The 23,025-nt window shown below is 72.8% G+C and carries 17 protein-coding genes; 10 read left to right on the top strand and 7 right to left on the bottom strand.

What is annotated here, in order from left to right; all coding sequences use genetic code 11:
• Positions 1–2 precede the first annotated feature (2 nt).
• A complete protein-coding gene (gene putA, locus SM757_RS16685; RefSeq protein WP_407655770.1) occupies positions 3–3,851 on the top strand; it encodes a trifunctional transcriptional regulator/proline dehydrogenase/L-glutamate gamma-semialdehyde dehydrogenase in 3,849 nt (1,282 codons plus the stop codon).
• 11 nt (positions 3,852–3,862) lie between these two features.
• Here putA and SM757_RS16680 read toward each other — a convergent pair whose 3' ends face one another.
• A complete protein-coding gene (locus SM757_RS16680) occupies positions 3,863–5,113 on the bottom strand; it encodes an MFS transporter (RefSeq protein WP_322466356.1) in 1,251 nt (416 codons plus the stop codon).
• A gap of 108 nt (positions 5,114–5,221) precedes the next feature.
• Here SM757_RS16680 and SM757_RS16675 point away from each other — a divergent pair, with 108 nt between their 5' ends.
• The 7 genes from SM757_RS16675 (at position 5,222) to SM757_RS16645 (ending at position 11,876) form a co-directional block, all read left to right on the top strand.
• Complete coding sequence (locus SM757_RS16675; RefSeq protein WP_322466355.1) at positions 5,222–6,238, top strand: tRNA dihydrouridine synthase; 1,017 nt, start codon at positions 5,222–5,224, stop codon at positions 6,236–6,238.
• Between the two features lie 40 nt (positions 6,239–6,278).
• Entirely contained in the window at positions 6,279–7,148 is an 870-nt protein-coding gene (locus SM757_RS16670) for a hypothetical protein (RefSeq protein WP_322466354.1), read from the top strand.
• An 84-nt stretch (positions 7,149–7,232) separates the two neighbouring features.
• Positions 7,233–8,006, top strand: a complete 774-nt coding sequence (locus tag SM757_RS16665; RefSeq protein WP_322466353.1) for an MlaE family ABC transporter permease — start codon at positions 7,233–7,235, stop codon at positions 8,004–8,006.
• On the top strand, positions 8,003–8,791 hold the full coding sequence (locus SM757_RS16660; protein WP_322466352.1) for an ABC transporter ATP-binding protein: 789 nt from the start codon (positions 8,003–8,005) through the stop codon (positions 8,789–8,791). Before SM757_RS16665 ends, SM757_RS16660 begins: the two co-directional genes overlap by 4 nt.
• Entirely contained in the window at positions 8,788–9,789 is a 1,002-nt protein-coding gene (locus tag SM757_RS16655) for an MlaD family protein (RefSeq protein ID WP_066331408.1), read from the top strand. Before SM757_RS16660 ends, SM757_RS16655 begins: the two co-directional genes overlap by 4 nt.
• 14 nt (positions 9,790–9,803) lie before the next feature.
• Positions 9,804–10,496, top strand: a complete 693-nt coding sequence (locus tag SM757_RS16650; protein ID WP_322466351.1) for a PqiC family protein — start codon at positions 9,804–9,806, stop codon at positions 10,494–10,496.
• Positions 10,497–10,646: 150 nt separating this feature from the next.
• On the top strand, positions 10,647–11,876 hold the full coding sequence (locus tag SM757_RS16645; protein WP_322466350.1) for a trypsin-like serine peptidase: 1,230 nt from the start codon (positions 10,647–10,649) through the stop codon (positions 11,874–11,876).
• 18 nt (positions 11,877–11,894) lie between these two features.
• Here SM757_RS16645 and SM757_RS16640 read toward each other — a convergent pair whose 3' ends face one another.
• From SM757_RS16640 to SM757_RS16620, 5 genes are all read right to left on the bottom strand, one after another.
• Positions 11,895–13,157, bottom strand: a complete 1,263-nt coding sequence (locus tag SM757_RS16640; protein WP_322466349.1) for a cytochrome P450 — start codon at positions 13,155–13,157, stop codon at positions 11,895–11,897.
• A 90-nt stretch (positions 13,158–13,247) separates the two neighbouring features.
• Positions 13,248–14,060 (bottom strand): ethanolamine ammonia-lyase subunit EutC, encoded by an 813-nt coding sequence (gene eutC, locus SM757_RS16635; protein WP_322466348.1) that lies wholly within the window; start codon positions 14,058–14,060, stop codon positions 13,248–13,250.
• Positions 14,061–14,073: 13 nt separating this feature from the next.
• Complete coding sequence (locus tag SM757_RS16630) at positions 14,074–15,450, bottom strand: ethanolamine ammonia-lyase subunit EutB (protein ID WP_322466397.1); 1,377 nt, start codon at positions 15,448–15,450, stop codon at positions 14,074–14,076.
• Positions 15,451–15,541: 91 nt separating this feature from the next.
• Positions 15,542–16,213, bottom strand: a complete 672-nt coding sequence (locus SM757_RS16625; RefSeq protein WP_322466347.1) for a hypothetical protein — start codon at positions 16,211–16,213, stop codon at positions 15,542–15,544.
• 236 nt (positions 16,214–16,449) lie between these two features.
• Positions 16,450–16,674, bottom strand: coding sequence for a hypothetical protein (locus tag SM757_RS16620; protein ID WP_066331421.1), 225 nt, complete (start codon positions 16,672–16,674; stop codon positions 16,450–16,452).
• A gap of 151 nt (positions 16,675–16,825) precedes the next feature.
• Between SM757_RS16620 and SM757_RS16615 the strand changes: the two genes are divergently transcribed.
• The gene (locus tag SM757_RS16615) at positions 16,826–19,474 is read left to right on the top strand and encodes a sensor histidine kinase (protein ID WP_322466346.1); all 2,649 of its coding nucleotides are present in this window, start codon (positions 16,826–16,828) and stop codon (positions 19,472–19,474) included.
• A gap of 227 nt (positions 19,475–19,701) precedes the next feature.
• Here SM757_RS16615 and SM757_RS16610 read toward each other — a convergent pair whose 3' ends face one another.
• Positions 19,702–21,921: a helicase-related protein gene (locus tag SM757_RS16610; RefSeq protein WP_066331424.1), complete on the bottom strand. Its 2,220-nt coding sequence runs from the start codon at positions 21,919–21,921 to the stop codon at positions 19,702–19,704.
• Positions 21,922–22,008: 87 nt separating this feature from the next.
• Between SM757_RS16610 and SM757_RS16605 the strand changes: the two genes are divergently transcribed.
• A partial coding sequence (locus tag SM757_RS16605; RefSeq protein WP_322466345.1) for a ProQ/FinO family protein occupies positions 22,009–23,025 on the top strand: 1,017 nt, incomplete at its 3' end.

Below are 23,025 nucleotides of genomic sequence, written 5' to 3'. Positions count from 1 at the left end.
CGGTGGCGGCGGGGGCGCGCATCCTACGATGCGCCGGCGCCGCGCCGGCTGCCCAGCGGCGCTGCCGGGAAACTCGCCCAACGGAAGGACCGGACTGGATGGAACGCATGGAAATCCCCTTCTTCCTGGACTTCGCCGGCCAGTTGCAGCCGCAGTCCGTGCTGCGCGCGGCCATCACCGCGGCCTGCCGACGCCCGGAAAGCGAAGCCCTGGCGCCGCTGCTGAGCGCGGCGCGCCTGGCGCCGGCGCAGGCCGCGGCGGCGCACACGCTGGCCGTGTCGCTGGCGCGGCGGCTGCGCGAGCGCGCCACCGGCGGCTCGCGGGAAGGGCTGGTGCCGGGGCTGATGCGGGAGTTCTCGCTGTCCTCCCAGGAGGGCGTGGCGCTGATGTGCCTGGCCGAGGCGCTGCTGCGCATCCCCGACACCGCCACGCGCGACGCGCTGATCCGCGACAAGTTGGGCGAGGGCGATTGGGCCGCGCACTTGGGCCGCAGCGGCTCCAAGTTCGTCAACGCCGCCGCCTGGGGCCTGCTGTTGGGCGGCCGTATGGTCCAGAACAACGGCGAGACGGGGCTGCGCCACGCGCTGAACCGCGTGCTGGCCCGCAGCGGCGAGCCGCTGCTGCGCAAGGGCGTGGACCTGGCCATGCGGCTGTTGGGCGAGCAGTTCGTCTGCGGCCAGACCATTGGCGAAGCCCTTTCCCGCGCCCGCCGCCGCGAGTCCCAAGGGTTTACGTACTCCTTCGACATGCTGGGCGAGGCGGCGCTGACGCAGGAAGACGCCCAGCGCTACACCGCCGCCTACGAGCACGCCATACATGCCCTGGGTATCGCCCTGGCCGGGCGCGGCCTGCTGGAGGGGCCGGGCATCTCCATCAAGCTGTCGGCGCTGCACCCGCGCTACTGCCGCGCGCAGCACGGGCGGGTCATGGACGAGCTGTATCCCCGCCTGCTGCACCTGGCGCTGCTGGCGCAGCACCACGGCATCGCCTTGAACCTGGACGCCGAGGAGGCCGACCGGCTGGAGCTGTCGCTGGACCTGCTGCAGCGCCTGTGCGGCGAAACGGCGCTGGCCGGCTGGAACGGCCTGGGCCTGGCCGTGCAGGCCTACCAAAAGCGCAGCCCGCACGTGATCGACTTTTGCATAGACCTCGCCCGGCGCAGCCGGCGGCGCCTGATGCTGCGGCTGGTCAAGGGCGCGTACTGGGACAGCGAGATCAAGCGCGCCCAAGTGGACGGCCTGGAGGACTACGCCGTCTTCACCCGCAAGGCGCATACCGACGTGGCGTATCTGGCCTGCGCGCGGCGGATGCTGGCGGCGCCGGAGGCCGTCTACCCGCAGTTCGCCACCCACAACGCCCACACCGTGGCCGCGCTGGTGCAGATGGCCGGCGACTGGGCGCCCGGCCGCTACGAGTTCCAGTGCCTGCACGGCATGGGCGAGCCTCTGTACGAGATGGTCGTCCCGCCCATGTCCGAGGGCGGGCTTGGGCGCCCCTGCCGCATCTACGCCCCCGTGGGCACGCACGAGACGCTGCTGGCCTACCTGGTGCGGCGGCTGCTGGAGAACGGGGCCAACACGAGCTTCGTCAACCGCATCGCCGACGCCTCGGTGGCCGTGGACACGCTGGTGGCCGACCCGGTGGCGCTGGTGGAGCGCGCCGCGCAGGCCGAAGGCGCGGCCGGGCTGCCGCATGCCGCCATCCCGCTGCCGCGCGACCTCTTTGGCGGCCAGCGGCTGAACGCCTGCGGCGTGGACCTCGCCAACGAGCACCGGCTGGCCTCGCTGGCCGCGGGACTGCTGCACGGCGTGCGGCGCGACTGGTCGGCCGCGCCGCTGGTGGCGGGCCAGCCGCGCCCGGGCGACCTGCCGCAACCCGTGCTCAACCCGGCCGACCGGCGCGACCGCGTGGGCACCGTGCACGAGGCACGGCCGGAAGAGGTTAAGGAAGCGCTGGACGCCGCCGCCGCCGTGCAGCCGGCCTGGGGCGACACGCCGCCCGCACAGCGCGCCGACCTGCTGGAGCGCGCCGCCGACGCGCTGGAGGACCAGCTCCAGTGGCTGGTGGGCCTGATCGTCCGCGAGGCCGGCAAGACCGTGCCCGCCGCCGTGGGCGAGGTGCGCGAGGCCGTGGACGCGCTGCGCTACGCCGCGCTTCAGGCCCGCACCGCGTTGGGCGAAGGGGCGCTGCCGCTGGGCCCCATCGCCTGCATCAGCCCCTGGAATTTCCCGCTGGCGATCTTCACCGGCCAGCTCGCCGCGGCGCTGGCCGCGGGCAACGCCGTGATCTGCAAGCCCGCCCGCCAGACCCCGCTGGTGGCCGCCGAGATGGTGAAGCTGCTGCACGCGGCCGGCGTGCCGGGCGCGGCGCTGCAACTGCTGCCCGGCAGCGGCGAGGCGGTGGGCATGGCACTGGCGTCGGACGAGCGTGTGCGCGGCGTGCTGTTCACCGGATCGACCACCGTCGCCAGGCGGCTGCGGGAAGTGCTGGCCGGCCGGCTGGACGCGCAAGGCGCCCCGCCGCTGCTGGTGGCCGAGACAGGCGGGCTCAACGCCATGCTGGTGGATTCCTCCGCGCTGGCCGAGCAGGTGGTGGCCGACGTGCTGGCCAGCGCCTTCGACAGCGCCGGCCAGCGCTGCTCGGCGCTGCGCGTGCTGTGCCTGCAGCAGGAGGTGGCCGAGCGCGTGCTGCACATGCTGCTGGGGGCGATGGCCGAGCTGCGCGTGGGCCGGCCGGACGCGCTGTCCACCGACGTGGGCCCGGTCATCGACGAGGCCGCGCGCGCGGGCGTGGAAAAGCACGTGGAGCGCATGCGCGCCCTGGGCCTGCGCGTGACGCGAGCGGCACTGGACGAGTCGCTGCAGGCCAACGGCAGTTTTGTCCAGCCAACCGTCATCGAGCTGGACGACTGGTCGCAGCTCCCCGGCGAGGTGTTTGGGCCGGTGCTGCACGTGCTGCGCTGGCGGCGCGACGGGTTGGAGGACTTGCTCAAGCACATAGAGGCCACGGGCTACGGCCTGACGCTGGGCCTGCACACGCGCATCGACGAGACGATGGCGCTGGTGACCTCGCGCGCCCGCGTGGGCAACCAGTACGTCAACCGCAACATGATCGGCGCGGTGGTGGGCGTGCAGCCCTTCGGCGGCGAAGGCTTGTCCGGCACCGGCCCCAAGGCGGGCGGGCCGCTGCTGGTGCGGCGGCTGTGTGCGCGGCACGCGCTGGCCTTGCCGGCACCCGGGCCGGTGGCGCAGGCGGGCGTTGCGGCGCCCGCGCCGCGCCTGCTGCCGCTGCGCCTGCTGCGCGGCTGGCTGGCGGACGGCAAGGCGCCGGACGAGGCGCCGAACGAGGCGCTCAGGGCCGCCTGCGACGCCCTGCTGTCCGACAGCCCCGCAGGCCTGAGCGCGCTGCTGCCCGGGCCGACGGGCGAGCGCAACGTCTACAGCCTGCTGCCGCGCCGGCGCGTGCTGTGCCAGGCCTCGGCGCGTGGCGACCTGCTCTTCCTGCTGGCGCTGGTGCTGGCCACCGATGCCCAGGTGCTGTGCGCGGACTCGGCCCTCACGCGCGAGCTGCTGGCCGCGCTGCCGCAACCGGTGCGCGAGCGGGTGGCGCTGTCACGCGAGGCGCTGGCGGCGGACGTGGATTTCGCCGTTGCGCTGGACGTGCCGGACCGCGTGCTGGCGCTGAACCAGGCGCTGGCGCGGCGGGCGGGTGCCATCGTCCCGCTGCTGGCCGGCGCGCCGGGGCTGCGCGACGTGGCCTGCATGCCGCCGGAGCGGCTGATGGTGGAGCGCAGCGTGTGCGTCAACACGGCGGCGGCCGGGGGAAATGTGGGGTTGATGGCGATGAGGTGAGCAGCAGCGGCTCAAGCCCCCTTCCCTGCCCTCAAGCCCCCAAACACCCAAGCCACCGCCAGCACCCCGGCCGCCCCCAGCGCAATCGTCACCGTGGACCCCCAGCGCGCCATCAGCCACCCGGCGATGACGACCCCCGCCGACTGCCCCAGGAAGAAGAGCGATGCGAACGCCGACACCGCCGGCCCGCGCCGCTGGGGCGCCATCTGCGTGGCGTTGACCTGCAGCGTGTTGTGCAGCATGTAGAAACCCAGCCCCATGCCCAGGCAGCCCGGCACGGCCAGCGCCCAATGCGGCGCGAAGGCCACCAGCGTCATGGACACGGCCATGAAGCTCCCGCCCCAGCGCGCCAGCCCCACTTCGCCCAAGCGCGACACCAGCCGCCCCGAGGCCAAGGCGAAGATGAAGCCGCCGAAGCCGAACAGCATCAGCAGCGAACCGGCGGCCGAGAGCGACAGGTTGAAACGCTCGTGCAGGTGCGCGGCGATGAAGGCGAAGGGCCCGTACAGCGCCACCGCCTCCAGGAACACGCTCACCAGGATCACCCGCGCCCAACGCTGCGACAGCACATAGCCGAAATCGCCCGCCATGCGCCCAAGCGCCGAGCCCGCGCCCGGCGGCTGCCGCTTGCGGGCATGCGCCGGCAAGCCGCGCTCCACGATGAACAGCGCCACCGACACCACCGTGAACAGCGCGGCCAGGATGAAATACGGCACGCGCCAGCCCAGGTGGTCCGCGGCGAAGCCGCCGAGCCACACGCCGGCCGACAGGCCCAGGATCTGGCCGATCAGAAAGCGCGCCAGCACCGGCTGGCGCTTTTCGTAGGGCACCACGTCGCCGATCCAAGCCATGGACAGCGGAATGATGGCCGCCGACGTCACCCCGGCCAGGCCGCGCAAGGCCCGCAGCGCATCGAACCCCGGCGCCACGCCGCACAGCGCCGAGGCCAGCGCGCAGCCTATGCAGCCCCAGGCGATCACCCGGTACTTGCCATGGCGCTCGCCCGTCGGCCCAAAGAAGAGTTGCGCCAGCCCGTAGGCGATGGCGAAGACGCTCACCACCTGCGCGGCCTCGGCCAGCGTCACGTGGAACTCGCCGGCCAGGCGCGGCAGCAGCGCGTCGTTGACGCGCAGCGACACGCCGGAGCCGAAGGCGGCCAGGGCCAGCGCGGCGATGGACAGGGCGGAGACGGTCTCGGTGGAAGCCGCGGCTTCGGCAGCGGCGGGCGATGCCGGCGAGGCGGCGGAACTGGGGAGCTGCATGGGGCGTGAGGATTGCGCGGAAAGCGTGCCGCGGTGGCGCAAGGGGCGCGGGGCCATCGCCCGTCCTGCCACAGGGTGGGACGCCGGCCCCTTACCATGCGCCCCCTCATGAGCCTGCTGCTGCTGGCCCCCATGGAGGGCCTACTCGATCATCCCTTGCGCGAAACGCTCTCCCGCGTGGGCGGCCTGGACCGCTGCGTCTCCGAATTCATACGCGTCACCGGCACGCTGCTGCCGGAGCGCGCCTTCACGCGTGTCGTTCCGGAGCTGCTGCAAGGCGGCCGCACCCGCGCCGGCACGCCCGTTCGCGCCCAACTGCTGGGCTCGGACGAGCAGTGCCTGGCCGAGAACGCCGCCCGCCTGGCCTCGCTGGGCCCCGCGGGGATAGACCTCAACTTCGGCTGCCCGGCCAAGGTCGTCAACCGCCACGGCGGCGGCGCCATGCTGCTGCAGGACCCGGAGCTGGTGTTTCGCATCGTCGCGGCCGTGCGCCGCGCCGTGCCGGCGCGCATGCCCGTGTCGGCCAAGATGCGCCTGGGCTTCAACGACGACAGCCGCGCCGAGGACAACGCCCGCGCCATCGAGGCCGCGGGCGCCGACGAGCTCGTCGTCCACGCCCGCACCAAGGTCCACGGCTACAAGCCGCCGGCCTACTGGGAGCGCGTGGCCGACATCCGCGCCGCCGTGCGCATTCCCATGGTGGCCAACGGCGAGATCTGGACGGTGGAGGACGCCCGCCGCTGCCGCGAGGCGTCCGGTTGCGAGTCGCTGATGCTGGGCCGCGGCATCGTCAGCAACCCGGGGCTGGCGCTGGCCATACGCGGCGAAGGCGGCGGCATCGCCTGGGCCGAGCTGCTGCCGCTGATGCTGGACTTCTGGGTGCACGTCTGTCGCCGCGTCGATCCGCGCCACCGCGCCGGCCGTTTGAAACAGTGGCTCAACTACCTGCGCCGCACCTACCCCGAGGCGCAGTCCACCTACGACGCCGTGCGCACCGTCAACGACCCGCGCCAGGCGGCGGCGGCCGTCTTCGGCGAGGCGGCGGCGCACATCGACATCCCGAAGCCCCAGCGCCGCACCTGGGCCCAGGCCCTGCACCCGGCGGCCGACGAGGCCCTGGCCTGACGGGGCGCGCGGGCCCCTCGCCCCTGGAGCCGTACCGGCGATGGAAGAACCGTCCCTGTCCTCTTTGCCCTTCGCGCTGACGCGCTTTCACGTGCGGCGCCTGAGCGAGCTGTGGCGCTCGGCCGGCTGGCCTTGCCAGGATTTATTGGAGGCCGAGCTGCTGGCCGCCGGGCTGCTGGAGCGGCTGCTGGAGGACGGCCGCGAGCGGCTGCGCCTGACCGAGGCCGGCATCGCCGCCCTGGCCCAGGGCCGCCAGCGCAACCGCCGCGCTTTCGACGCGCACGAGGCCCTGGTGCAGCGCGTGGCGCGCCACCTGCAGCGCAGCGGCCGCATCGTCTATACGGAGCTGAAATTGCGGGCCCAGGTGGCCGTGACCTCGCCCACGCAGGCCGTGGCCGTCACCGCCGCGGGGCTGCCGCACGCGCCGCCCCTGGCCTCCACCGAGGCGCTGCCCGCGGGCCTGGGGTTCGAGGACGAACCGCCCCTCCGGCCCGGCCAAATGGGCCAAATGGGCCAGATGGGCAAGCTGCGCTGGGTCCAGGCGCGGCCGGACGTGTTTTCCATCCGCTACACCAGCGTGGAGGCCTACCTCCAGCCGCTGGTGCACGAGATCAAGGTGCGCCGCGCCGACCTGCTGTCGGACCTGAGGAGGCCGGAGAAGCGCGCGGCGTACCTCGGCATGGCCGGCGAGTGCTGGTACGTGCTGGCCGAAGGCATAGGCGGCCCCGAGGACGTGCCGCCGGAGTGCGGCGTGCTCATCGCCACGCCCACCGCGCTGGAATGCGCCCGGCCGGCGCCCTCGCGCATCGGCCCCATGCGCTTTGACCTCTGGATGGCGCTGGCGCGGGCGGTGCCGCTGGAGCGGGAGATGAGCGAGGAACAGGGTTGGCTGGGAGAAGGCGGCTCCTGAGGCGGCCAGCTTTGGCCCCAGCGGGCGGCCCGGAAGCCGTCTGTAACATGCGGCCTCGGCACGCAAACTGCTCCAGCCGCCCCGATGCCCCTGCCCCACCTCTCCACCGCCGTGTTGGTCCAGCCCGTTTCCTTCCTGGGCCAGGTGCTGCTCGCCGGCGTGGGGCTGGTGCGGGGGCGGGCCAGGATCAGTGCGCGCGACCTGGCGCGCGTGTCCACCGAGTCCAGCGCGCGGGCACTGCCCATCGTCACGGGCGTGAACCTGCTGGTGGGTTCCATCCTCGCCTTCGTGGGCGCGGTGCAGCTCGTGAAGTTCGGCGCGGGTATCTACGTGGCCGACCTCGTGGGCATCGCCGTGGCGCGCGAGATGGCCGCCGTGATCACCGCCGTGGTCATGTGCGGGCGCACCGGTGCCGCCTTCGCCGCGGAGCTGGCCACCATGCAGGCCAACGAGGAGATCGACGCCTACGAGGTGCTGGGCATCGACCCGGTCCCCTACCTCGTGCTGCCGCGCGTGCTGTCGCTGCTGCTGCTGCTGCCGCTGCTCTACATCTACGCGTGTCTCGCCGGGCTGGTGGGCGGGGCACTGGTGGGCAGCGGCATGCTGCAGCTCGCGCCCCAGGCCTACATGGACCGCACGGCCATCATCCTGGGCTGGAGCCACCTGGGGCTGGGTCTGGTGAAGTCCGTGGTCTTCGGCGCGCTCATCGGCATCGTGGGCTGCTACTGCGGGCTGCACGCGCAGCGCAACGCCGCGGGCGTCGGCCGCGCCACCACCAAGGCCGTGGTGGTGAGCATCGTGGGCGTGATCGTGGTGGACTCGCTCTTCGCCATCCTGGCCAACGCGGTGGGGGTATGAGCGCCATGGCCACGCCGCAGGACGACGCCCCGCTGGTGGAAGTGAAGAACCTGGAGATGCGCTTCGGCACGCGGCTCATCCAGCGCGGCGTCAGCTTCACCGTGGCGCCGCGCACCATCTTTGCCGTCATGGGCGGCTCCGGCGTGGGCAAGAGCACGCTGCTGCGCCACATGATCGGCCTGCTCGCCCCCGCCGGCGGCCAGGTGCTGCACCGCGGCGTGGACTACTGGGCCAGCGACGCGGCCACCCGCGCCCGCTTGCGCGCGCGCTGCGGGATGCTGTTCCAGAGCGCGGCGCTGTGGAGCGCCATGACGGTGCTGGACAACGTGATGCTGCCGCTGGAGCAGCTCACCGACCTCAATGCCGCCGCGCGCCGCGAGCGCGCGATGGAGGTGCTGGGCTGGGTGGGCCTGGAGAGCTTTGCCGGCTACCTGCCGGACCGCCTCTCCGGCGGCATGAAGAAGCGCGCCGGGCTGGCGCGGGCCATCGCGGCGGAGCCGCCGCTGCTGTTTCTGGACGAGCCCTCGGCCGGCCTGGACCCCATCAGCGCGCGGCGGCTGGACGACCTGGTGCTCGACATCCGCGAGCGCACCGGCGCGGCGGTGGTCATGGTCAGCCACGAGCTGCCCAGCCTGTTTGCCATCGCCGACGACGGCATCTACCTGGACGACGACAGCCGCCAGCCCATCGCCCGCGGCAGCCCGCGCGCGCTGCGCGACGCCGCCGACACCCACCCCACCGTGCGCGCCTTCCTGCGCCGCGAGGAACCCCCTGCACGACCATGAAAAAACACGCCCTGCTCGTCGGCGGCTTCGCGCTGGGTGCGCTGGCGCTCATCGTGGCCACCGTGCTCTGGCTCAGCGGCAACAGCCTCTTTCGCAAGCAGACGCTGGCCATCATCTACTTCCAGGGCGGCGTGGCCGGCCTGTACGTGGGCGCGCCCGTGACCTTCCGCGGCGTGCCTGTGGGCCAGGTGGAGGACATCGGCATCGAGGTCGAACAGCAGTCGCTGGACGCGCGCATTCCCGTGCGCGTGCGCCTGAACCCCAACAGCGTGCGCTTCGGCAACGCCACCGGCGGGCGGGCCGCCCCGCCAGAGCTGCCCGCCCTGGTGCAGCGCGGCCTGCGCGCGCGGCTGGTGGCGCAGAGCTTCGTGACCGGGCAAAAGCTCATCGACCTGGATTTCGTCGAGGACGGCACGCCACCGCCGGCCGCCACGGCCAACGCGGGCGCCTACCCCGAGATTCCCGCAACGCGTGACCGCTTCGACGCCCTGTTCGACCAGGTGGCGCAACTGCCGCTGCGCGAGACGGTGATGGATTTGCGCACCACGCTGCAGACGCTCAACGAGACGCTGGTGGAGACGCGCGCCACCGTCACCAGCGCGCGCGAGGCGCTGGACGGCGTGGCCAAGCAGGTCAACGGCCTGGCCGGCGAAGGCCAGCGCACCTTGGGCGCGGCCACGGCCGCCATGAACGAGCTGCGCACCACCGCCACGGCCAGCCTGCAGGGCGTCAACCGCCTGCTGGAGACCAGCCGCCAGACCGTGGCCGCCGCGCAGCCGGAGCTGCAGGCCTCGCTGCAAAGCGCCCGCGCCGCGGCCGAGGCCGCGCAGGTGGCCATGAAGCGCGTCAACGATCTGGCCGACCCCGGCGCCCCCTTGCGCGCCGACCTGGACGCCGCCGTGCGCGACCTCTCGCAAGCCGCGCGCAGCCTGCGCGAATTCAGCGAGCTGGTCGAGGAACAACCCAACGCGGTCATCTTCGGCCGCCGCCGCCAATGAGCCGCCCGCACTTGATGACGACTTCCGCCTGCCGCGCCGCCGCGGTGCTGTCCCTGTCCGCCGTGCTGCTGGGCTGCGCGAGCGCGCCGCCCTCGGCCAGGCTGCTGGCCTTGCCGACGCTGGGCGAGCCGCCCGCCGGGGCCGCGGCACCGGCCGTGCAGGCTGCGCAGCCGGAGGCGGCCCCGGCCGCCGGCCCCGTGCTGGTGGTGCGCCGGGTGCAGTTGCCGGAATACCTGCTGGCGCGCCGGGTGCGCTACCGCGCCGCCGACACCACGGTGGACGACTGGCCCGGCACCTTCTGGGCCGAGCGCATCGAGGTGGGCATGACGCGCGAGCTCGCCAGCGAGCTGCGTGCGCGGCTGCCGCTGTGGACGCTGTGCAACGCCACCTGCAACACCAATGGCGACGGCGGCACGGAGGCGGCGCAGCCGCGGGCCCATTCGCTGCGGCTGGAGTTCTCTCCGCTGGACTACCGGCGCGACCGCCACGAGCTGGTCGCCGTGGTGCGCGGCAGCCTGGAAGCGCCGGACGGCACGCCGCTGCAGCGCCTGGAGCGCCGCTACGTGCTGTCCGCTGGCGCGGACACGCCGCAGGCGCATGCCCAGGTGCTGGGCGAGCTGCTCAGGCGTGTGGCGGCGGACGTGGTGCCGCTGGCGGCGGCCGTTTCGACGGCACCGGCCGCCCCCACCGGACAAAAGTCATTTTAATTTTCCGTCCCCATCAACCATTCTTGGGGGGACGGCCCCTGCGGTGTTTTCGTGAGACCGGATTCTCGGAGTCCGGTTGAATGAGTCCGCCATCGCCATAATCAATTTTCGGGCCGCCTTCATTTTCCTGTTTGCCCGGCCGATTTTTTCATGGCCTCACTGGAAGGGGAAGCGATGAAATATATTGGCATTTGTGGCCGCGGCGCGCTACTGGCCGTCGCCGTTGTTTTGCCCGCCATGGCGCAAGCGGCCGAATCCAATTCGGCCACCACCACGCTCGTCAATCCCGGCGCCGCCGAGAAAAGCCAGTTCGGCGCGGCGGACAAGATTTACACGCCAGAGGAAATCAGAAGCGCCAAGCCGCTGGAATGGGCCCCGGCGCCCAACGCCGACCCGCGCTATCAGTCCGGCAATACCTTCAGGGAGGAACCCCCGCCGGTGACCGAGCCGCCGCGCACGCGGCGCCCGGGCGCGCCCAACGCCAACGGCGAGCGCGAGGCGCAAAAGGCCTTCTCCGACCAGTGGCGCATGCTTTACGACATGGACCGCAAGAACCGCAGTGCGCCCACGCCGGACAGCGGGGCCGGCAGCGGCAGCACCGGCACCTCGGCCGGGTTTTCCGCCTCCGGCGACGACCCGGTGAAGGACAGCATCGATTTCGGCACCGCCGACACCTACACCGCCTACCTCGGCAATTACTGGCTCAACCAGCAGCAGGCTTATCCGTGGAAAGTCATCGGCAAGCTGCTGATTGACGGCGGCGGTTATTGCACGGCGCAAAGCATCACCGGTGCGCCCAAGAACATCATCGTCACGGCGGCGCACTGTGTTTACGACGTGGGCCGCGGCTTCAAATCCGGCTGGACTTTCGTGCCGGCCGAGCGCAACGGCGCGGCGCCTTATGGTCAATACCGCTGGGCCTCGGCGCGGGTATTGAATGCCTGGATTTCCGGCGGCGGGCGGCGCAACGACGTGGCCATCATCCGGCTGCAAAACAATCCCACCACGGGCCGCCCGGTGAGTTACTACACGGGCTGGCTGGGCTGGCGCATGAATTTCCCCTACGTGCGCAACCTGCACTCCATAGGCTACGCCAGCAATATCTCCACGCTCTACACGTCCATGTGCACGGCGGAAACGTATTCGGCGAGCTGCGAGGGCACGGACGTGCTGGTCAAGGGCTGCAACATGACCTACGGCTCCAGCGGCGGCGCGTGGATCAGCAACTACAAGCCCTACCAGGTCAGCGGCTACGTGGAAGGCGTGGTCAGCGGCCCGTCCTGCACGGGCAGCTTCGGCAACACCTACGTGGCGCCGCACTTCAGCTCGGCCAACCTGGGCGTGCTGTGCTCGGCTGAGGGCGGCTGCACCACCCCCTGAGCGGCGCCCGCTGCCGGGTCAGGACAGCGCCTGCACGCCGCTGATGAGGAGGCCGTCGCGCGGCAGCGCGGGCAGCCGCGACATGTCGAGGCTGAGGTCTTGCTGCGGCACCTCGCAGCGCATGCGGTGCAGCAGCCAGTCCAGCGACAGCATCATCAGCGCGATGGCCACGCCCTCGCCCGGGCAGCGGTGGTGGGCATGGGGCTCGGCGCCGCCCTGGGGGATGAAGTCGTAGGCGCCGGGCTTGCGGGCGAGAAAGCGCTGGGGGCGGAACTCGTCGGCATCGTCCCAGCTGCGCGGGTCGTGGTTGGTGCCGTAGAGGTCCAGCAGCGCCAGCTCGCCACGAGAGAAGTGGTAGCCCTGCCATTCGAAGTCGTGCCGCACCCGCGCGGCCACGGCCGGGAAGAAGGGGTACCAGCGCCGCACCTCCTGCACGAAGGCCTGCGCATAGCGCATGTCGCCGCCCGCGAGGCTGTCGCTCAGCGGCTCGCGGCACTGCGGCGCCATGTGCAGCGCGTGCGCGGCCTGGGTGATGAAGACCGACACGGCCACCGTGGGCCGCAGCAGGTTGATCAGCTCGACCGCGGCGATGCGCGGGCGCAGCACCTTCCCGTCCTCATCCCTGTGCAGGGCCACCGCCTCGGCCGCGCTGCCCTCGGGCAACTCCACCCGCCCGGCGCGCGCCTCGGCCAGCAGGTGCGCCAGCCACGATTCCAGCGCCATGCGCGCCAGCCGCGAGTGCAGGTGGCTCAGCGGCGGGCCGGTGGCCTGGTCGAAGAGGGCCACCAGCTCGCGCGTGCGCAGCGCCACCTGGGCCGGCGCCAGCGGCACGCCGGCCCAATGGCACACCGCCCGCGTGAGCATGGGGTGCAGCGCGGCGTACAGCGGCACCCGCGGCTGCTCGGCCCAACGCGCCAGCTCGTGCTCCCATTCGTGCGACACCTGCCGCACCAGCGCCGCGACCTGCTCCGGCGCGAGCACGCGCATGAACAGCGCCTTGCGGCGCCGGTGCGCCGCGCCGTCCAGCCCCTGCACGCCGCCCTTGCCGAACAGGGTGGCGCGCAGCGGCTCAGGCGCGGCGCCGGCGCGGCAGAACAGCGACTCGTTGTAGAACAGCTCGGCCGCGCGCGGCCCGGTGAAGCACAGGGTCTGCCGCAACAGCAGCCGCGCCTGCACGACCTCGCTGCGCAACTGGCGGCAATTGCGGGCAATGAACCGGTAGGGATCGGCCAGGAAAGCCAGGCTCTGGTCCCAGCCGCTGACTTGGGGTATGCGTCGCATGGCGGCGGTGAGGCAAATCGCATTCCGGTGGCCGCGCCGCGACGGGGCTTTCCGGGGCTGGTGAGCCTTTTCCCAGGAAAACGCTGGGATTCAGGTCTGGATTTGCAACTGCTGTGTCCCGCTTTCGTCCTTGAGCGCCACGCCGCTGGTGCCGCGCGCGCGCGCCGCGCCCAACAGCCATGCCAGCCGCTGCGCGGCCCATTCATACGGCAGCCCCTGCGGGCGCACGTTGGAGATGCAGTTGCGCTCGGCGTCGACGCGGCCCACGCGCGGTGCCCAGGTGAGGTACAGGCCCAGGCTGTCCGGGGCGGACAGGCCCGGGCGCTCGCCCAGGAGCACGGCCACGAGCGAGGCGTTCAACAACTCGCCCACCTCGTCGCCCAACGCGACGCGGCCCTGTTCGACCAGGGCGATGGGCGCCAGGCGCCAGGGCGTGGCGTCCTGCGCCAGGCGCGGCAGCAGGGCTTGCAGCAGCGGCGGCGCGTGGGCCTGCACGGCTTGGGCCGAGAGGCCATCGGCCAGCACCAGGGCGAGGTCAAAGGTTTCACCTGGCGCGGCCAGTGCCGCCAGGCGGTCGCGCGACGGCCCGTCCAGCCGCCGGCCCAGGTCGGGGCGCTGCAGGTAGGTGGGCCGGTCGGCGGCGGCGCTGTGCAGCGCCACGCAGGCAAGGCCCAGGGGCTGCAGCGCCTGGGCCAACGCGCTCAGGTCCAGCGCCTGGTGCACCGCGTCGCGGGCGCGGGCATGTGCAAGTTGAAACTCCAGTTGCGCGGCGGTGCCCTGGCTCACGCCCGCACGCGGCAGGCCGATGCGCGCGGGGGTGTGGCGGCGCAGGGCGGTCCAAAGGTCGGCGGCGCCGGACGGGGGGGCTGGAAGCTTGGGATCGTTGGGAGGCGTTGCCGTCATGAATCCACTCCTTTCACACGCCCGGCAGCAGCGCCTGCGCGAATCCGGCCGGCACGCCTTCCAGCGGCCGTCCCTGGTCGTCGGCGAAGCCCATGCGCTGCAACCAGGCTTCGAACTCCGGCGCGGGCCGCAGCCCAAGCACGCGGCGCAGGTACAGCGCGTCGTGGAAGGAGGTGCTCTGGTAGCCCAGCATCACGTCGTCGGCGCCGGGCACGCCCATCACGTAGTTCACGCCGGCCACGCCCAGCAGCGTGAGCAGCGTGTCGGCGTCGTCCTGGTCGGCCTCGGCGTGGTTGGTGTAGCAGACGTCGCAGCCCATGGGCAGGCCCAGCAGCTTGCCGCAGCAGTGGTCCTCCAGCCCGGCGCGCTGTATCTGCTTGGCGTCGAACAGGTACTCCGGGCCGATGAAACCCACCACGGTGTTGACCAGCAGCGGATCGAACCGCCGCGCCACGGCGTAGGCACGCGCTTCCAGCGTCTGCTGGTCGCAGCCGTGGTGCGCGCCGGCCGACAGGGCGCTGCCCTGCCCCGTCTCGAAGTACATCACCTGCCCCTGTCCGCGGCCCAGCGCCAGCGCGGCGGCCTGGGCCTCGGCCAGCAGCGCGAGGTCGACGCCGAAGGCGCGGTTGGTGCCCTCGGTGCCGCCTATGGACTGGAACACCAGGTCCACCGGCGCGCCGCGCTCCATGGCCTGCAGCGTGTTGCTCACGTGCGTGAGCACGCAGGACTGGGTGGGAATGCCGTGGCGCTCGATCACCGCGTCCAGCAGTTTCAAAAGCGCCGACACCTGCTCCACGTCGTCGCCGGCCGGGTTGATGCCTATCACCGCGTCGCCGCTGCCCAGCAGCAGGCCGTCGAGGAGGGCGGCGGCGATGCCCGCGGCATCGTCTGTCGGGTGATTTGGCTGCAGCCGCGTGGCCAGCCGGCCGGGCAGGCCCAGGGTGGATCTGAAACGCGTGACGACGCGGCACTTGCGCGCGACCTGGATCAGGTCCTGGTTGCGCATCAGCTTGGAGACGGCCGCCGCCATCTCCGGCGTGAGGCCGGGGGCCAGCGCGGCGAGCGCCTGGCCCGTGGCTTCGTCGCCGAGCAGCCAGTCCCGGAAGCCGCCGACGGTCAGATGGCCCACGGGGGCGAAGGCGGCGGCGTCGTGGCGGTCGAGGATGAGGCGCGTGACCTCGTCCTGTTCATACGGGACGACGGCTTCCTGCAGGAGGCGCGTGAGGGGCACGTCGGCCAGCGCCATCTGCGCCGCCACGCGCTCGCGCGCCGAGCCCGCGGCCACGCCCGCGAGCCGGTCGCCGCTGCGCTCGGGGCTGGCGCGCGCCAGCAGCGTGCGCAGGTCAGGGAAGGTGAAGGTTTCGGTGCCGATGCGCTGGTGGTAGGCCATGCGCCGCAGTATGGGCACGGCTTCGTGGCGGCCGGTGCGCCGCCGCGTGAAACCCTGGCCGCGGCCGGTGCGGCGGCGGCCAGGCGCAGGCTCAGTCCGGCTGCAGCCCGGCCAGCACCTGGCGCTCGAACACGGCGGCCAGCGGCTCGGTTTCCGGCAGCACGTAGATCACGCCGCGCTGGCGGCCGAGCACGGGCTCCACCACGGCGACGAAGAAGTCGGCGTCCAAGATGACGCAGCCCAGCGAGATGCGGTTGTCGGCCGGCGTGCTGGAGGCCAGGCGCTGGGCACGGCGCTCGCGCGCGGGGGCCGGGCGCAGGCGGTGCAGGGCCAGGCCCTCCTCGTAGTCCATCCAGACGACGCGCTCGCCGCTGAGGTTGCGGCCGGGCTCGGTGTCGAAGCGGCCGGCCGGCGTGGTGCGTTCCTCGGGGCGTATGGCCGAGAGCGGCTTGCGACCGACGCCGCGCACGGCGTGGTCGCCGGGCTGCAGGCCCAGCAGCACGGGTGCAGCACCCAGCACGCTGCCGTCGCCGGCGTAGAGCACCAGGCGCGCGGACTTCTTGTCCACCACGGCGAAAGGGCGCCGCCGGTGGTCGTTGCTGTCGATCACGCCGCGCGCGAAGCGCTGCAGCTCGTCCTGGCCCCCGATGGCCGGCGCCGCGCGCGGCTGCCGCGCGGCGGCGTCGTCCGGCAAGGCACGGCTCCAACCTGGCGTGGACCACAGCAGGCCCACGGCCAGCGCGCACAGCGCTCCCCTCAGCATTGAACTTCCCCGTCAGGTGGCGGCGCGTTGGGCGCCGTTGCACAACCCGGGCCGGGCGCCCGGTTCTTTGCGTTGATGCTAGGGGAAAAAGCGCAAAACCCCGCATTGGCGGGGTGGTTGCAGCGCGAATCAGTTCACGATGCGGGACGTTGCGTCCCGTTGTGTGAATTTGCTGACCGTGCGTGCTGGTCAGCCCTGCCGCGGTCCGCGATGGGGCCGCGGCGGGCGCGGCGGCGTCAGCGGGAGCGGATGGCGCCGCCGTTGTCGCCCATTTGCGGGCGGCCCTGGCGGTGGGCGGGGCCTTCCTGGTCGGACGGGCCGGACGGGTTGCCGTGGGCCGGGTCACGGCTGTTCTCGTAGCCCTTCCAGGTGTTGTCCAGGGTGGCCTGGGCCTGTTCGGCGGCGCGCACGGCGTCCTTGTCGTCGGGGTTGACCTTGGGAACCTTGGGTGAGTCGGACATGGCTTGCTCCATTGGGGTGTTGCCCTGGGTCGCGGCAAGCCGCGTACCCCTTGTTCGCGCAGGCATACTCGTTCCTGGCCTTGCGGGGCGGCGTGCCGGCTGCTGCGGCACGGCGCTTCAAGAAGAACGACAAGGCACTGATCACCCCCGCATGCCCCTGCCGTCCCTGCATCCGCCCAAGACGGACTTGCGCGACATCGTCCGCGCCCCGCTGCTGCTGCTGGTAGGCGGCTGGGTGCTGTCGGCCGGGTTGGGCGCATGGCAGTACCGGGCCAACCAGGCGATGGAGCGCAGCCGCGCCGAGCAGTTGACGCAGCGCGCGGCCGAACAGGTGCGTACGCGCATGCGCACCTACGAGTTCGGCCTGCGCGGCGCGCGCGGGGCTGTCATCGCCGCCGGGATGGACGAGATCTCGCGCGAGCGCTTTCACCAGTACGGGCTCTCGCGCGATCTGCCGAGGGAGTTTCCGGGCGCGCGGGGCTTTGGCTTCATACGCCGCGTGCTGCCGCAGCAGGAGGCGGCCCTCGTGGAGGCAGCGCGGCGCGACGGCGCGCCGGACTTCCACATCCGCCAGCTCACGCCGCATGGCGACGTGCGCTACGTCATCCAGTACATCGAGCCGCTGCACCACAACGAGGCCGCCGTTGGGCTGGACGTGGCCTCCGAGCCCAAACGCCGCGCCGCGGCCGATGCGGCCATGGCGAGCGGCGAGGCGCGCATCACGGCGCCCATCACCATCGTCCAGGCCACGGAGAACCCGCAGCGTGCCGTCCTGGTGCTGCTGCCCATCTACCGCGGCGTGGTGCTGCCGCCGCCGCAGCAGCGCCTGCAAGCGCTGCTGGGCTGGGCCTACGCGCCGCTGGTGATGGACGAGGTGATGCGCGACTTCGACTACGACGACGACGAGTTCGCGCTGGCGCTGCGCGACGTCACCGTGGCCGGCGCCGCCGAAGGTTTCTTCACCTCGGCGCAATGGCGCGAGGGCGAGGCGGCGGGTCCGCACCACCAGATGCGGCTGACCGTGTTCGGCCGCATCTGGGAGCTGGACCTGCAGCCGCGCCCGGCCTTCAAGCGGGGCTTGAATTTGCCCGACCCCGGGGTGCTGACGCTGACTGCCGCCGGGGTGTCGGTGCTGCTGGCGCTGCTGCTGGGCGGCAGGCAGCGCGCGGTGCTGCGCGAGCGGCTGATCCAGTACCAGCGCGCGCGCATGGCGGCCATGGTGGAGGGAGCGCAGGACGCCATCGTCGGCCACGAGGCCGACGGCTCCATCACCGAGTGGAACCCCGCCGCCGAGCGGCTGCTGGGCTGGAGCGCGGTCGAGGCGCTGGGCCGCGACCTCTACGAGCTCGCGCTGGACGACGCGCAGCGCGAGCGGGTGCGCCGCGCCGGCGAGCAGGCGCTGGCGGGCAAATCGGTGTCGCCCTTCGACACCGTGCTGCGCCACCGCGACGGGCACCCGGTGGAGGCCTCGCTGTCGCTGGCGGCCATGCGCGACGTGGACGGCAAGCCGCGCGGGCTGGCCAGCACGCTGCGCGACGTGCGCGAGCAGCGCCAGGCGCAGGCGCGCATCCTGGAGCTCAACGCCACGCTGGAGCAGCAGGTGCAGCAGCGCACCGCGGAGCTGCGCGTGCTGGCCGCGCGGGAGCGGGCCATCCTGGACGGCGCGGGCAGCGCCATTGTGGCCACGGACGCAGGCGGGCTCATCACCCTCTTCAACCCCGCTGCCGAACGGCTCACGGGCTACGCGGCGGCGCAGGCGCTGGGCCGCCCGGCCCAGGCGCTGCTGCTGGACGCGGCCGAGCTGCAGCAGCGGCTGCAGGCGCTGCGGGCGGAGCTGGGCCGCGCGCTGGCGCCGGGCGAGGTGTTTCTCGCCCGCTCGGGCACGGGCGACAACGGCGAGTGGCAACTGCTGCGTGCCGACGGCTCGCGCGTGAGCGTGCTGCTGGAGGTGCGCACGCTGCGCGACGAGCGCGCGCGCACCGTGGGCCTGATCTACGTGGCCGTGGACCTGACCGAGCGCAAGGCGCTCGAACAAGCCCTGGAGCAGCGTACCGCCCAGGCGGAGGCCGCCAGCCGGGCCAAGAGCGCCTTCCTGGCCAACATGAGCCACGAGATCCGCACGCCGCTCAATGCCGTCATCGGCCTGAGCCACCTGCTGCAGCAAATGCCGCTGCAGGGGCGCCAGCGCGAGTTCGTGGGCCACATCGCTGGGGCGGGCCAGCAGTTGCTGGCGCTGGTCAACGACGTGCTGGACCTCTCCAAGATCGAGGCCGGCGAGATGCGGCTGGAGGCCGTGCCCTTTGCGTTGGGCACGCTGCTGGACGAGGTGATGGCCCAGGCCCGCGTGCAGGCCGACCAGAAGGGCCTGACGCTGGCGCTTCATGCCCCGGCGCAGCCGCTGGCGCTGCGCGGCGACCCGCTGCGGCTGAAACAGGTGCTGCTCAACCTGCTGAGCAACGCCTTGAAGTTCACGCAGCAAGGCGGCGTGACGCTGCGCGTGTTGGCGTTGCCGGTGGAGGGGCCGGGTCCGGTCCAGGGCTCGCGGGTACGGCTGCGGCTGGAGGTGGCGGACACGGGCATAGGCATCGCGCCGGAGCTGCAGGCGCGCATCTTCGAAGCGTTCACGCAGGCCGACAGCTCCACCACGCGGCGCTTCGGCGGCACGGGCTTAGGGCTGTCCATCGTCCGGCGGCTGGTGTCGATGATGGACGGCGAGCTGTCGCTGGACAGCGCGCCGGGGCGCGGCAGCACGTTCACCGTGCAGGTGACGCTGCAAATGGAGGCGGCGCCTGTGGCCTGAGCGCCGGCGGCCGCATCGTTCACTGCCGTGCCCGGCGAACCCCCATTGAATGGGCGGGATCGTTCAGATTTCTGAACGATGCGGGCTGCAGAAACAGGCCGCGCCTGCTCTGTAGGAAGCCCGCTGGCGGGCCGAATCCGCTGGAACGAGGCCCTGTGGAGCGGCGGCGGTCCGGCCCGCGAGCGGGCCGCCTGCAAGCGGATGTCGGCGCTGCCCGCTCGCCGGCTTCAGCGCCGCCCGCCAGCGCGTCGCTGCCACAGCGGCTTCTTGCCCTTGAGGTGGCGCTCGATCCCGTCGTTCAGCCGCGAGCGCAGGTCCTGCACCGCGTCCACCTCGCCGTAGACGCCGGGGAAGCGCAGGTCCAGCCACAGCCACAGGCTGCAGCCGCGCAGGGCTTGCTCCATGCGGTCCAGGCGGCTGTGCTCGTCCACCTCGCGCAGGAAGGCGGGGCTGCCGGCCTCGCCCGTGGCGGCGTGGTGGTGGGCCCAGTCCAGGAACTCCTCCACCAGCGCCGCGGTGCGGGTGTCCACCGGCGCCTGGGCGTAGATGAAACGGTCGCGCAGCGACAACCGCCCGCCCGCCTCGTCCAGCAGCCCGGCGATCTCCAGCATCTGGTCCAGCTCGGCGACGGCAAAGTGCGCGTCGTCCAGGCGCAACTGCTCGATGAAGATGCCCAGCACCGTGCGCAGCTTGTTCACGCCCAGCCGCGCGGCGATGGTGTTGACATGCCACCAGCCCGGCGCCACCGGAGCCTTGAAGTCGCGCGGCGCCTTGGGAACACGCGGCAGCAGCTCCTTGAGCACGCGCAGCGCCGTGGGCTCGGCCTCGCGCAGCACCCCTGTAAAGCCTTCGTCGTGCAGGCCGTAGCGGCCGGCGCGACCGGCGATCTGGTGCACTTCCGAGACGTCCAGCGGGCGCTCGGTCTGGCCGTCGAACTTGTTCAGGGTGGAGAACAGCACGCGGCGTATGGGCAGGTTCAGGCCCATGCCGATGGCGTCGGTGGCCACCAGCACGTGCGCCTGGCCCTCGGCAAAGCGCTCGGCCTCGCGGCGGCGCACCTCCGGCGGCAGCGCGCCGTAGATGACGGCAACGGGATGGCCGTTGTCGGCGATCTGGTCGCGCAGCATGAGCACGTCGCGCCGGCTGAAGGCCACCACCGCGTCGCCGCGCTTGAGCGCGCCGATGGGCACGGGCTGCGACATCAACTGAACGTGCTGCTTGCGCTCGAAGTGGCGCACCTTGCACTGCTCGCCGCACAGTTTCAGCAGCCGCTCGATGGCGGGCACGGCGTAGGCCGAGCAGATGACGATGACCTCGTTGGCCGGCACGCCCACGATCGCCTGGGTCCAGGCCCAGCCGCGGGCGGCGTCGAAGACCATCTGGGCCTCGTCGATGACGGCCACGTCTATGGGGCGCTGCGTGCTCAGCATCTCTATCGTGCTGCTGACCACGCGGGCCTGGGGCGCGGGCATGTTCTCCTCGCCCGTGAGCAGCGAGCACGGCACGCCGCGGGCCATGAGGCGGTCGCGGCCTTCCAGGGCCAGCAGCCGCAGCGGGGCGAGGTAGGCGCCGTCCATCGCCTGCGCCAGCCGCTCGAAGGCCGCGTGCGTCTTGCCGCTGTTGGGCGGTCCGACGTAGAGCGTGACGCTGCGCTGCATCTGGCGCGCCAGCGAAAAGCTGTCCGGGTAGCCGCGGAAGGCCAGCTCGGAGGTGAGGCCGGCCAGGGTGTCCATTTCCGCGGCGCGGTGCTCCCAGCGGTCCTGCGCGCGGGTGAGCGCGGCCAGGAGGGCGGGCAGCGACATGGGCGCGGCGCATTCGGCCTGCAGCCGCGGCAGCAGGGAGTCGAGCTGTTTCGGGTGGCCGCTGGCGCTGCGGTCCACGAGCTTTTGAAGGTGGCTGCGCAGCTCGCCGGCCTGCGGGTGCGCCGAGGGCTGGCCCAGGTTGGCCAGCAGCACGCGGCGGTCGCCCGTGCGCAGGAAGTCCCACAGCGGGGCTTCGTCCACGGGGACGCGGTGGGCGACCTGCAGCGTCCAGGCGGGCTCCTGCAGCACCAGGGGGTGGTGCAGCAGGCGCTGCCAGCCCTGGCCGGCGCGGGTGATGCCGAGCTGGTCCAGCGCGGCTTGGCGTTCCAGCATCAGCGCGCGGACCTCGGGGCCCGCGCCCACGTCGTCCAGGTGGCGCAGCGCGGCGGCGACGTGGCCGGGATGTATCCAACGGCTGGGCCGCCCGCCCGCGGCGGCGCGCGCGAGCTGGATGAAACCCAGGCGTTCGAGGTCCGGCGGGGGCTGGTCGTCGCCCTCGGTGAAATCGGCCGGCTTGACCACTTGCGGCAGCAGGTAGGCGGCGCGGCGCAGCCGCTCGACGTCGGCCGGTGCGATGCCCGCCGGGATGCGCGCGGCGTGGTGCGGCTGGGGCAGCTTGAGCTCTTGTTGTTGCACTTCTGTCATGGGCCGGATTGTGAGGCTGAAGAAAGGCCGCTCCGACGGCGGCACAATGCGGGGTTTTGCTTGCTCGCTCCGCTGAAGAGCCTGCCCATGACGAACTCCGAGACGCCCGCAACGCCGACTCCCGCCGACGCAGGGCCCACGACCGACCGACCCGCAGCCGACCCGGTTCAAACGCCGGCTGCCGCGCCCACCGCGCCGGCGGAATCCATCAACGAAGCGGCCGCCCCGGCTGAGGCGCCCGCACAAGCGCCCGCGGACGAAGCTGCTGCCCCGGCGCCCGCTGAGGCACCTGTCGCTGCCCAAACGCCGGCCGAGCCCGCTGCCGAGAGCCAAGCGCCTGCCACTGTGGCGGCCGAGGCCGAGGCCCAGGCGCCAGCGGAAGCTGCTGCCGCCGCTGAAGGCGAGCCCGCCGCAGCCGAAGCCGCCGCGCCAGCCCAGGGTGAATCCGCTGCCGCCGCGCCCGCGGCGCCGCGGTTCGACCTCGCCGCCGCCGCCAAGGACCTCGCTGAAGCCTTCCCGGCGTTGTTCGGCGGCAACGGCCCTGTGAAGCCGCTGAAGCTGCGCATCCAGGCCGACATCCAGCAGCGCGCTCCCGGCCGCTTCACCAAGGGGCTGCTGTCGGCCTTTCTGCGCCGGCACACGGGCAGCACGCCTTACCTGGTGGCGCTCACGCGCGCCAAGGAGCGCTTCGACCTGGACGGCCAGCCCGCCGGCGAGGTGAGCGACGAGCACCGCGAAGCCGCCCAGCAGGAAGTCACGCGCCGCCGCGAGCTGCGCAAGGCGCGTCAGCAGGCCGAAGGCGCCGCGCGCGGTGCGCAGCCGGGCCTGCCGCCGGCCCAGGGCGAAGGCGCTGGCGCACCCCGTCCGCCGCGGCCTCCGCGCCCCGAAGGCGGCCGCCGCGAAGGCCGTCCGGGTGGCGGCCAGCCGCGCCAGAGTCAAGGCCCAGGGCAAGGCCAGGGTCCGCGCCAGGGCGGTGAGCGTCCGCCGCGCGAAGGGGGCGACCGCCCGCCGCGCCGCGAGGGTGACCGTCCTGCCCGCCGCCCCGAGGGCGAGCGCGCGGCCGGTGGCGCTGCACCGCAGGGTGATCGCCCGCCGCGTGGCGAT

It is taken from the genome of Azohydromonas lata (assembly GCF_034427735.1).
Lineage (GTDB): Bacteria > Pseudomonadota > Gammaproteobacteria > Burkholderiales > Burkholderiaceae_C > Azohydromonas > Azohydromonas lata.
This window is presented reverse-complemented; position numbering and strand designations above follow the sequence as displayed.